This window comes from Inquilinus sp., from assembly GCF_057815775.1.
This window is the reverse complement of record NZ_JBYRFX010000109.1, coordinates 1-5,302: the sequence shown is the minus strand read 5'-3', so window position 1 is coordinate 5,302 and position 5,302 is coordinate 1. Positions and strand designations below refer to the sequence as shown.

General features: G+C 68.4%; 5 protein-coding genes and 1 other RNA gene. 4 read left to right on the top strand and 2 right to left on the bottom strand.

Annotated features, from left to right (window positions below):
- Positions 1-214 precede the first annotated feature (214 nt).
- Positions 215-1,222 carry a type I glyceraldehyde-3-phosphate dehydrogenase gene (gene gap, locus AC3XYG_RS04035; RefSeq protein ID WP_489138524.1) on the bottom strand — a complete coding sequence of 336 codons (1,008 nt, stop codon included), beginning with the start codon at positions 1,220-1,222 and terminating at the stop codon, positions 215-217.
- A gap of 25 nt (positions 1,223-1,247) precedes the next feature.
- Entirely contained in the window at positions 1,248-3,239 is a 1,992-nt protein-coding gene (gene tkt, locus AC3XYG_RS04030; RefSeq protein ID WP_489138523.1) for a transketolase, read from the bottom strand.
- Positions 3,240-3,435: 196 nt separating this feature from the next.
- On the opposite strand from tkt, the gene AC3XYG_RS04025 reads away from it, so the two are divergent.
- From AC3XYG_RS04025 to ssrS, 4 genes are all read left to right on the top strand, one after another.
- Positions 3,436-4,539, top strand: coding sequence for an Ldh family oxidoreductase (locus AC3XYG_RS04025; RefSeq protein ID WP_489138522.1), 1,104 nt, complete (start codon positions 3,436-3,438; stop codon positions 4,537-4,539).
- Between the two features lie 36 nt (positions 4,540-4,575).
- Complete coding sequence (locus tag AC3XYG_RS04020; protein ID WP_489138521.1) at positions 4,576-4,806, top strand: hypothetical protein; 231 nt, start codon at positions 4,576-4,578, stop codon at positions 4,804-4,806.
- A 4-nt stretch (positions 4,807-4,810) separates the two neighbouring features.
- Entirely contained in the window at positions 4,811-5,137 is a 327-nt protein-coding gene (locus AC3XYG_RS04015) for a cell division protein ZapA (RefSeq protein WP_489138520.1), read from the top strand.
- Positions 5,138-5,150: 13 nt separating this feature from the next.
- Positions 5,151-5,302: non-coding RNA, 6S RNA (gene ssrS / locus AC3XYG_RS04010), on the top strand; the annotation flags it as partial.

The window sequence follows — 5,302 nt, the reverse complement described above, 5'->3', positions numbered from 1 at the left end:
GCCGGAGCTGGCGTCGGGGGCCGTCCGGTCCGTGATGGACGACTGGTCGCTGCCGCAGGTCGACCTGTGGGCCGTGTTCCCCACCGGGCGGCAGGCCAGCGCGAAGGCCCGGGCCTTCGCGGCCTTCGTGGAGATGCAGCTGGCGGGGGGATGAAAGCGCCAAACAAAAAGGGCGGCCGAAGCCGCCCTTTCCGGGATCCGTCGCGGTGTGGCGTCAGCGCGCCTGGGACATGGCGATCGCGGTGTCGCCCATCCGGTTCGAGAAGCCCCATTCGTTGTCGTACCAGCTCAGCACCCGGACGAAGGTGCCGTCCATGACCTTGGTCTCGTTGAGCGCGAAGATCGACGAGCGGGCGTCGTGGTTGAAGTCGCTCGACACCAGGTCTTCATCGTAATAGCCGAGGATGTTCTTAAGCTTGCCGTCGGCGGCCTGCTTGATCGCGGCGTTGATCTCCTCGATCGTGGTCGCGCGCTTGGCCACGAACTTGAAGTCGACGACCGAGACGTTCGGCGACGGCACGCGGATCGAGGTGCCGTCCAGCCTGCCCGCCAGATCCGGCAGCACCTTGCCGACGGCCTTGGCGGCGCCGGTGGAGGTCGGGATCAGGTTCAGCGCGGCGGCGCGGGCCCGGTGCAAATCCTTGTGCATCGTGTCGACGATGCGCTGGTCGCCGGTGTAGCTGTGGATCGTGGTCATGAAGCCGTGATCGATGCCGATCGCGTCATGCAGCACCGAGGCGACGGGCGCCAGGCAGTTGGTGGTGCAGGAGGCGTTGGAGACGATCTTGTGATCGGCCGTCAGCTTGTGGTGGTTGACGCCATAGACGACCGTCAGGTCCTCGTCGGTCGCCGGGGCCGAGATCAGCACCTTCTTGGCGCCGGCGGCCAGCTGCTTGGCGGCATCGTCGCGCTTGGTGAAGATGCCGGAGCATTCCAGCGCGATCTCGACGTCCAGCGCGCCCCAGGGCAGCTGGGTCGGGTCGCGATGCTGCACCGCCTTGATGGGGTGGCCGTTGACGATCAGCGTGTCGCCCTCGACCGCGACCTCGAATGGCGCCCGGCCGTGCACGCTGTCGTATTTCAGCAGATGCGCGTTGGTCTTGACGTCGGCGAGGTCATTGATCGCGACGACCTCGATGTCCTTGCGGCCGGATTCGATCAGCGCCCGCAGCACCAGGCGTCCGATCCGTCCGAACCCGTTGATGGCAACCTTCACGGCCATGTCGTCTTCTCCGATCCGATAAAGCTTACAGCTTGGCCTTGGCGGCGGCGACGATCGCCTCGGCCGTGATCCCGAAATGCTTGTACAACTGCTCATAGGGGCCCGAGGCGCCGAAGCCGGTCATGCCGACGAAGGCGCCGTCCGAGCCGATATAGTGGTCCCAGCCCTGGCGCACGCCGGCTTCGACCGCGATCTTCACCAGGCCCTGGCCCAGCACCTTGCGGCGATATTCGGCCGGCTGGCGGTCGAACAGCGCGGTGCAGGGCATCGAGACGAGGCGGGTGCCGATGCCCTCGGCCTCCAGCGCGTCGCGCGCCTCGTTGGCGATCGAGACCTCCGAGCCGGTGGCGACCAGCAGCACCCGCGGCGTGCCGGTGGCCTCGCGCAGGATATAGCCGCCCTTGGCCGACAGGTTCTCGGCAGTGGCGCCCAGCCGCAGCGTCGGCAGGTTCTGGCGGGTCAGCGCCAGCACCGACGGCGCGTCCTGGGTCTCCAGCGCGATCTGCCACGCCTCGGCCGTCTCGACCGCGTCGCAGGGGCGGAACACCATCAGGTGCGGGATCGCCCGCAGCGAGGCGACATGCTCGACCGGCTGATGGGTCGGGCCGTCCTCGCCGAGGCCGATCGAGTCATGGGTCATGACGAAGATCACCCGCTGGCGCATCAGCGAGGCCAGCCGGATCGACGGGCGGCAATAGTCGGTGAAGGTCAGGAAGGTGGCGCCGTAGGGGATGATGCCGCCATGCAGCGTCAGCCCGTTCATCGCCGCCGCCATGCCGTGCTCGCGCACGCCGTAGCGGATGTAGCGGCCGCCATACTTGCCCGGCTCGATGTCGGTCGACACCTTGGTCTTGGTGTTGTTCGACGGCGTCAGGTCGGCCGACCCGCCGATCAGTTCGGGGATCAGCGGCACCAGCAGCTCCAGCACATGGCCGGACGCGGTGCGGGTGGCCAGGCTCGGCTTGGTCTCCGACGTCTCGGCCTTGAACTTGGCAATCACGCCGTCGAGGCCGGAGGGCAGGGTGCCGTCCATGGCGTGGCGGAACTCGGCGCGGGCCTCGGCCGGGGTCTTGGCCAGACGGGCATCCCAGGCCAGGCGCTCGGCCTCGCCACGCTTGCCGACCTCGCGCCAGGCGGCGATCGTCGCCTCCGGCACCTCGAAGGGCGGGTAGGGCCAGTTCAGGTTGGCGCGGGTCGCCGCGACCTCGTCCTTGCCCAGCGGCGAGCCGTGGGTGGCGCTGGTGCCCTGTTTGTTCGGGGCGCCGAAGCCGATGGTGGTGCGGCAGGCGATCAGGCTTGGCCGGTCATCGGCCAGCGCCGCATCGATCGCCGCGGCGATCGCATCGGTGTCGTGGCCGTCGACGTGCTGGACGTGCCAGTGATAGCCCTCGAAGCGCTTCTCGACGTTATCGCTGAAGGACAGCGAGGTCGGGCCGTCGATGGTGATGTGGTTGTCGTCGTAGAGCACGATCAGCCGGCCGAGCTTCAGGTGCCCGGCCAGGGAGCAGGCCTCGTGGCTGATCCCTTCCTCGAGGTCGCCATCGCCGCAGGTGACCCAGGTGTGGTGGCTGACCAAATCGTCGCCGAAGCGGGCGTTCAGGATGCGCTCGGCCAGTGCGAAGCCGACGGCGTTGCCCAGCCCCTGGCCCAGCGGCCCGGTCGTGGTCTCGATCCCGGCCTCGTGGTCGACCTCGGGGTGGCCGGCGGTGTGCCAGCCGAGCTGGCGGAAATGCTTGATCTGGTCGAGCGTGATCTTGTCGTTGCCGGTCAGGTACTGCAGCGAATACAGCAGCATCGAGCCATGGCCACCCGACAGGATGAACCGGTCGCGATCGGCCCAGGTCGGCACCGCGGCGTCGAATTTCAGGTAGCGGCTGAACAGCACCGTGGCGACGTCGGCCATGCCCATCGGCATGCCGGGGTGGCCGCTCTTGGCAGCTTCCACGGCGTCCACCGCCAGGAAGCGGATGGCGTTCGCCATGTCGTCGTGGGTCACGGTCCGGGGGCTGTCGGTCATGGCATCGATCCGAAGAGGACACGGGAATCCCGACGGTCTCCCGTCGGGGGGCGGCGCACCATGCAGCCCCGGTCGCGTCGCGTCAATGCCACCATAGGCCTGGATGCGGGACCCTTCGTCACGCTAGATAAGTCGGACCATTCCAGGATGATTGCCCTGGTCATGGGCACAAAGGTAGCGGAGCAGGAGACGGGGCATGGAGCGGTTCGACGGGGTGCGCTTGCCGAAGGCGGCGCTGGAGCAGTTCGCGGCGGCGCTGCTGCGCGGGGCCGGCATGTCGGCGGACAGCGCGGCGGCGACGGCGCGGGCGATGACCGACGCCTCGTCGCGCGGCGTCGACACCCACGGCGTGCGGCTGGTGCCGTTCTATCTCGACCAGCTGGCGAACCAGCGGGTCAATCCGACGCCGACCCTGACCGTGACCCGCACCGCGCCGGCCTGCGTCACCGTCGATGCCGATGGCAGCCTGGGCCACTACGCCAGCTACCGTGCGATCGACGAGGCGGCGAAACTGGCCGATGAGATCGGGGTCGCGGCCGCCGTGGTCACCCGCTCGGCCCATCATGGCGCCACCGGTGTCTACACCCTGGCGGCGGCCCGCCGCGGCTTCATCGCCTTCGGCAGCACCCATGCCGACAAGCTGGTGGTGCCGCATGGCGGCATCAAGCCGTTCTTCGGCACCAACCCGGTCAGCTTCGCGGCCCCCGCGCCGGGCGAGGACCCGGTGCTGCTTGATATGGCGACCAGTGCGATTCCGCTGAACCGGGTGCATCTGCGCCGCGACACCGGCACGCCGCTGCCGCCGGAGGTCGCGGTCGGCGACGACGGCGTCATGACCACCGACCCGCATGTTGCCACCGGCCTGATCCCGGTCGGCGGCCTGGCCTATGGCTACAAGGGTGCCGGGCTGGCGATGATGGTGGAGATCCTGTGCGCCAGCCTGACCGGCATGCCGCACGGATTCCGCATGGATCATTTCACCGGTCCGGGCGAGCCGGTGCTGATCGGCCACTTCTTCCTGCTGATGAAGCCGCAGGCCTTCGGCGCCACCGGCTACGACTCCTCGATCACCGCGATCCTCGACGACCTGCGGGCGCAGCCGGCACAGGAGGGGCAGGAGGTGATGGCGCCGGGCGACCCGGAGAAGCGGGAGGCGGCGGAACGCGCGCGGCTCGGCGTGCCGCTGGATCGGCGCACCTGGGCGCGGCTGGTCGAATTTGCCGGCACGGTCGGTGTTGCGGTGCCGGAGGTTTCGGTTGACGGCGGCGCCCCGGTTGACGGCAGCCAAGGTGCCGCATAGTTTCACCGGGATGATGCTGGATTTGGATAGCCGCCGATGACCGGGCTGACTGCCGAGCTCGACCGTCTGGAACGCGCCCTGGACCGCCTGGATGCCGCTGTTGCGGCCCAGGCGGAGCATCGGCAAAAGCAGATCGACGAGATCATGGACCGCGTGCGCACGCAGGCGGTGACCGAGATCGAAACCGAACTGCGCGAGGACACGGCAACGGTCGCTGCGCGGGTCAATCAAGTGATCCAGCGCATCGAGACCCTTCTGGAAAAGTAACGCAGTGGCCCGGGTCGAAATCACACTCAACAACCGCATCTACCCGATCGCCTGCGAAGACGGGCAGGAGGGACGCGTCCGCCAGGTCGCCGCCTTCATCGAGGAGCGGGTCCAGGAAATCCAGGGGTCGGTGCGGTCGGTCACCGACATGCATCTGCTGGTCATGGTCAGCCTGATGCTGGGCGACGAACTGCTCGACCTGCGCGACGAGAAACGGGTGCCGGCGCCCGCGCCGATTCCGGGTCCGCTGGAGGATCCGGCGCTGGCCGCGCGGCTGCAGAAATTGGCCGATCGGATCGAGGCCATTGCAGCGCGGGTCGAGACACCCTAAATCTGATCGCGTAGCGGGGCTGCTCGGCGCGACAGGTCGATTGTCCCTGGGGCCGTAGCACTTCTCTTAGGGAGCTGTCCCTGCCGGGACCGTGGTCCCGGCACATGGCGCCCACCTGCTGATGCAGGGCCCAAGAGGAGACATAATGACCACCGGCCGATGCGG

Excerpts from the sequence above, each read along its gene's own strand:
- AC3XYG_RS04025 (WP_489138522.1), top strand. The coding sequence starts at position 3,436 with ATGGAGCGGTTCGACGGGGTGCGCTTGCCGAAGGCGGCGCTGGAGCAG.
- gap (WP_489138524.1), bottom strand. The coding sequence starts at position 1,222 with ATGGCCGTGAAGGTTGCCATCAACGGGTTCGGACGGATCGGACGCCTG.
- tkt (WP_489138523.1), bottom strand. The coding sequence starts at position 3,239 with ATGACCGACAGCCCCCGGACCGTGACCCACGACGACATGGCGAACGCC.
- AC3XYG_RS04020 (WP_489138521.1), top strand. The coding sequence starts at position 4,576 with ATGACCGGGCTGACTGCCGAGCTCGACCGTCTGGAACGCGCCCTGGAC.